This window comes from Pedococcus sp. P2_E5 (assembly GCF_056403895.1).
The window spans coordinates 1-4,719 of sequence record NZ_JBFUEP010000079.1 but is presented as its reverse complement, the minus strand read 5'-3'; the positions used below and the strand labels follow the sequence as shown (position 1 = coordinate 4,719).

Here is a 4,719-nt window from a genome sequence, read left to right as displayed (position 1 = left end):
CGCACCGCACCGGCCAGCCCCGGCCTCACCGCGGTCGACAGCCTCACGCACCACCTCCACCCGCGCGGCGTCCACGCGCGCACCCAGCTGGTCGAGCAGGCCCGCGAACCCACCCAGCTCGGCCCCGCCCGCGGACCACAGCTCACCCTCGACCCCGGCCAGCGCGACACACGCCAGCTCGACCGCTGCGCGGCGCTCCTCGAACGACATCCCCCCGGACATCCAACCAACCTAACAACCACCTCTGACAACGCAACGATTCGCGAAACCCGTTGCATCGCAACCCGATACGGCACCGACACGGCGCCGATACGGCACCAGTTGTCCACTGTCGAAGCCCCAAGCAACCGGGTTTGCCGGTCAGCCCAGTTCGCGGCGCAGCTCACCGAGGCGCTGGGCCAGAGGAGACGTCGCCACCCCGCCCGACTCGCACACGTCGTAGACCAGGACGGTCAGCTGGTCCATGACCACCGCCGGCCCGAGGTCCGGGACGGGGCCAGCAGCGCCGGCGAGGTCGTCGAGCAGCAGCCGCACCCGCGGCATACACGACAGCGCGTGGTCCAGCGGCAGCTGCTGCCACCGCCGGACCACGCGTTGAAGTTGCGCCGAAACCTCCTGCGGGACAGGTGATTTCGGGGACACGCTAGTTGCTGCGCAGACGCCCGAGCAGGCGCAGGATCTCGAGGTAGAGCCACACCAGGGTGACGATGAGGCCGTGCGCGAGCAGCCACGAGTACTTCTCGGGAGCGCCCGCGGCGATGGCCCGGTCGATCGAGTCGAAGTCGAGCGCCAGCATCGCCGACGCCAGACCGATGGCGAACAGCGAGATGCCGATGCCCAGCGCTCCCGAACCGCCGATGCCGAAGGAGTTGCCTGACACCATGGCGTAGACGAGGTTGATGAGCCCGAAGATCACGTAGCCGATGACAGCCATCGTCACGATGCGCCGGAACTTCTCGGTCACCTTGATGATGCCGGTCTTGTAGGCGAGCAGCATGCCGGCGAACACGGAGAGGGTCGCCAAGACCGCCTGGGCCACGATCCCCTGGAAGATCGGGGTGTCCGCGCCACGGTCGAAGTACGTGCTGTAGGACTCGCTGATGGCGCCGACGAACAGGCCCTCGAACACGGCGTACGCGAGGATCAGGGGCACGCTGATCGTCTTCTTGAACGCGATCACGAGGCCCAGCCCCAGGATCCCGACGAGACCGACACCCCAGATCCCGATGCCGTAGGTCGGCGAGAGCTGCCAGCCGACGACGCCGAAGATGAGCACGATGGCGAACAGGCCGATCGTCTTCATCACGACGTCGTCGATGGTGAGGCGCTTGGTCTGGACCGGGCCGGCGGCGGGCTGGTTGTACAGGTCCTGGAGCTGCTGGCTGCTCATGCCGTCGGTGGCCGCCATGCCGGCGCTCGCCTGCTGGGCCGGCGCTCCGCCGCGGCCGAACCCGGCGTAGCCCTGACGGGATTCCTTCTCGATCCGGTCGAACACCGGGTTGCTGGCCATGCGTGTCTCCTTGGAGGCGTAGGGCGGCGCTGCGGTCGGCCGCTCACCCCAGAGTACGTGCGGGGAGGCCCCGGAAGTTCCCATCCACAGGGTCGGGACCAGCGCCGTGGTCCCATTTTCACCATTTGGGTGACCTGTCCACCATTTGGGTGAGCTGCGATGACCCTTCTGAGGGACGTGGTGTGGCCAGAAGAGTGCAAATACTGGAACGTCCCCCTTTGAGAGCAGGTGAGAGCCATGTCCTTCGATGACGAGCAGGCACCGTCCAGCCCGGGCAGAATCCTCGTCTTCGTCCTCGCCAGTCTGCTCGCCCTGGTCCTGTCCTTCGTGGTGACGCGCCAGATATTCGGCACGGCCGACTCGGGTGCGCCGAGCCGGCTCGCGGGCAGCCCTTCCTCGGCGACGGGCACGGTCCCCAGCGCGGCGACGACCGTCACGGCGACCGCGGCAGGTCGGGCCCCAGGTGCCGGACCGGGATCGGAGGAGCTGGGTGAGGCTGCGGAGACGTGCCGACTGGCCAACCTGCGTCAGCAGGCTCCGTTGAGCGCGGCGGAGGTGTCCCTGGCCCAGTTCGACAAGCACATCGACGCCATGAACCTGCTGGTCGCGGGCAAGATCTCCCTCTCGGTGGCGACGACCTTCTGGGACGAGACCCGCGTCAAGGCGACCCAGAACGCAACCGCCTTCCGCCGCGCCGACAAGGAGCTCGCCGGGAACGCGGCAAGCTGCCCCGCCCTCGACCAGGCAGTGGCCGACGCGGCGCCCTACGGAGAGGTCGTCGCGATCAAGAGCTGCGCCAGCGCCATCACGGCCCGCAGCACGGCACTGGCCCGGGCGCGCACTGCCGTGTCCACCTGGGAGCACCACGTGCACGACATGGAGATGCTGCGCATGGGTCACCTGACCCCCGCCCAGGCGACCGCGGCGTGGCGGAAGAACTGGAAGGCCGGGGAGAAGCAGCTCGCGGCCTATGAGAAGGCGGCGGCGCAGGCCACCAGGATCCCCTGTTCCCTCGACTGACCGTCCCTCGGCTGACGGGCGTTCGCTTCCGACGGTGCCCCCGACGGGGATCGAACCCGTACCTGTGGCGATTTTAAGTCGCCTGCCTCTGCCAGTTGGGCCACGGGGGCGGGCCAAGTATGCCGCGCGCGCGTCGCCGTCGTTCCATGCTCCAGTCGTGCGACGCTTGGCCCCGACCAGAAGGGGGAGGCCGTGTTTCCGACATTGGGGGATCTGCTCGGGTTCGAGCTCGCTGTCGACACGCACTCCGTCTTCGTCGCGCTCGGGGTCCTCACGGCCATCGGCATCTTCGCCCTCGAGGCGCGCCGCCGGGGCATCACCGACGAGCGACTGCTCGCGGTGGTCACGGGCGGGCTGGTCGGGGGCGCGGTGTTCATGCGACTCGGCACCTGGCTGCAGCACGTCGACCTGCGCCGGAACGCCTCGCTCGCCGAGCAGTGGGCCTACGGCAACCGCAGCATCCTGGGCGGGCTGGTCGGCGCGTGGGCCGGCGTGCACCTGGCCAAGCGCCTGTGCGGCTACCGGCCGCGCACCGGTGACCTCTTCGCCCCCGCCGTGGCCCTGGGCATGGCCGTGGGGCGGGTCGGCTGCCTGCTGACCGAGCTGCCCGGCACGCCGACCGGGACGTCCTGGGGGGTCACCCTCGGCAACGCGGCGGCCGCGCGCACAGGTGGGCCGGCCGGCATACCCCTGCACCCGTCCTTCGTCTACGAGATCGTCTTCCACGCTGCCGCGTTCGCCGCCATCTGGTGGTGGCTGCGCTACCGGCCGGTGCCGAGCGGCGAGCTGCTGGTCTGGTACCTCGCCGCCTACGGGATCGCCCGCTTCCTGCTCGAGTACGTCCGCGGCAACGACGTCGCCTGGCTCGGGCTGACCCGCCCCCAGCTGTTCCTGGCGGTGACGGTGCCCCTGGTCCTTGCCCGTATCGCGGTGCAGGCGCGTCGTGGCGCCTTCCGGGGCCTGCGCCACGAGACAGTGGTCGCGTGAGCACCCGCACCGGTCCCGGTATGCCGTTGCGCGGCGACCGCATCCACCGTTACGTCAACGCGTTCTGCCCGCTGTGCCACGAGGAGCGCCCCGACCGGCCCCTCGCCGAGGTGGTCCGCCTGTCGGGGTGGCTCGTGGAGCGGGACGGCCGGATCTGGCTGGAACGCGGCTGCGCCTCGCACGGCCTGGTGCGCACGCTGTACGACGAGTCGCCCGAGATCCTCAGCTACCTCGAGCAGTGGACCGCACCGACGAAGGTGCACACGCCGGATGTCGCGGGCAACTTCGCGCCGGTCCCTGCCGCCTATGCCTACGGGTTGCCCGAGATGCAGACCCAGCACACGTGCATCCTGCTCGAGGACCTGCTCGACCACTGCAACCTCAAGTGCCCGACCTGCTTCGCCGCGTCGGCCCCGGCCCTGGCCTCGGTCGTGCCGCTGGCCCAGGTGCTGGCCTCGATCGACGCGCGCCTGTCCCGAGAGAACGGTCGCATCGACGTCCTCATGCTCAGCGGCGGCGAACCGACGCTCTACCCCTGGTTGGCCGAGCTGCTCGACGCCGTCGCTGCCCGACCGATCGTGCGAGTGCTGGTCAACACCAACGGCCTGACCATCGCCAAGGACGACGCGATGCTCGACCTGCTACGCCGCCACCGCGACCGGGTCGAGGTCTACCTGCAGTACGACGGCGAGTCGGCGCAGGCGTCCACCCACCACCGCGGCGCCGACATCCGCCGGTTCAAGGAGCAGGCGATCGACCGCCTCTCCGCCGCGGGGGTCTTCACCACCCTCACGATGACCGCCGCGCTCGGGGTGAATGACGACGAGATCGGGTTCGTGGTCAAGCGTGCTCTCGACACGCCCTTCGTCGGCGGAGTGACGATCCAGCCGGTCTTCGGCTCGGGCCGCAGCACCGGCATCGACCCGCACGACCGGCTCACCCACACCGGCGTGCTGGCCCGACTCGATGGGCAGACGGCCGGTCAGGTCACCTGGCGCGACCTGACCGCGCTGCCCTGCTCGCACCCGCACTGCTGCTCGGTCGGCTACCTCCTGCGCGACGACTCGGGCACGTGGCGCTCGCTCGTCTCCCTCGTCGGACACGAGCGCCTCAAGCAGTGGCTCGACCTCGAGCCCGACGTGCTCGCCAACCGCATCGCCGACGACGCGCTGCCGGTGTCCCTGCGCGCGGCGGTGAAGCAG

General features: G+C 70.0%; 6 protein-coding genes and 1 tRNA gene. 3 read left to right on the top strand and 4 right to left on the bottom strand.

From position 1 onward, the window contains the following. The 3 genes from AC1DVZ_RS18710 to AC1DVZ_RS18700 all read right to left on the bottom strand — a co-directional run. The coding region (locus tag AC1DVZ_RS18710) for a hypothetical protein (protein ID WP_477619704.1) at positions 1-222 on the bottom strand (222 nt) is incomplete at its 3' end. Positions 223-360: 138 nt separating this feature from the next. After that, a complete protein-coding gene (locus tag AC1DVZ_RS18705; protein WP_477619703.1) occupies positions 361-591 on the bottom strand; it encodes a hypothetical protein in 231 nt (76 codons plus the stop codon). Positions 592-643: 52 nt separating this feature from the next. Continuing rightward, positions 644-1,510 carry a Bax inhibitor-1/YccA family protein gene (locus tag AC1DVZ_RS18700; RefSeq protein ID WP_477619702.1) on the bottom strand — a complete coding sequence of 289 codons (867 nt, stop codon included), beginning with the start codon at positions 1,508-1,510 and terminating at the stop codon, positions 644-646. Positions 1,511-1,747: 237 nt separating this feature from the next. On the opposite strand from AC1DVZ_RS18700, the gene AC1DVZ_RS18695 reads away from it, so the two are divergent. Beyond that, positions 1,748-2,530 carry a hypothetical protein gene (locus AC1DVZ_RS18695; protein WP_477619701.1) on the top strand — a complete coding sequence of 261 codons (783 nt, stop codon included), beginning with the start codon at positions 1,748-1,750 and terminating at the stop codon, positions 2,528-2,530. Between the two features lie 35 nt (positions 2,531-2,565). On the opposite strand, the gene AC1DVZ_RS18690 is transcribed toward AC1DVZ_RS18695, so the two are convergent. Continuing rightward, positions 2,566-2,640: transfer RNA gene (locus AC1DVZ_RS18690), tRNA-Leu, on the bottom strand. 82 nt (positions 2,641-2,722) lie between these two features. Between AC1DVZ_RS18690 and AC1DVZ_RS18685 the strand changes: the two genes are divergently transcribed. Next, positions 2,723-3,517 (top strand): prolipoprotein diacylglyceryl transferase, encoded by a 795-nt coding sequence (locus tag AC1DVZ_RS18685; protein ID WP_477619700.1) that lies wholly within the window; start codon positions 2,723-2,725, stop codon positions 3,515-3,517. Next, positions 3,514-4,719 (top strand): radical SAM protein (locus AC1DVZ_RS18680; RefSeq protein WP_477619699.1); only part of this gene is annotated, 1,206 nt, incomplete at its 3' end. The genes AC1DVZ_RS18685 and AC1DVZ_RS18680, both read left to right, overlap by 4 nt.